The organism is Pseudomonas sp. HY2-MNA-CIBAN-0224 (genome assembly GCF_040310285.1).
In the GTDB taxonomy this organism is placed as follows: Bacteria; Pseudomonadota; Gammaproteobacteria; order Pseudomonadales; family Pseudomonadaceae; genus Aquipseudomonas; species Aquipseudomonas helleri.
Genome location: NZ_JBEOPQ010000260.1, coordinates 1 through 354, shown reverse-complemented (window position 1 = coordinate 354; position 354 = coordinate 1). Strand labels below are relative to the sequence as shown.

Genomic DNA, 354 nt, shown 5'->3' with positions numbered 1-354 from the left:
CACCAATGTCGATAGCACTTATTACATTATTGGTACGGTCGCTGGCCCGCATCCTTATCCGCTACTCGTGCGTGATTTCCAAGCGATTATCGGTAAAGAAGCGCGCATTCAGCATTTGCAAATGACTGGCAAATTACCAGATGCCCTAGTCGCCTGTGTCGGTGGTGGCTCAAATGCAATTGGTCTGTTCTTTGACTTCTTAAATGATACTGATGTCAAAATGTATGGTGTCGAAGCGACAGGTGATGGTATCGAAACAGGTCGTCATTCAGCGCCACTAGCAGCTGGTCGTATTGGTGTATTGCACGGCAATCGTACTTACCTAATGGCAGATGATGACGGACAGATTCAAGA

At 46.9% G+C, this 354-nt stretch carries 1 pseudogene; it reads left to right on the top strand.

The window, feature by feature from the left end:
- Positions 1-354: pseudogene (locus AAEZ03_RS26310) on the top strand (tryptophan synthase subunit beta); the annotation flags it as partial.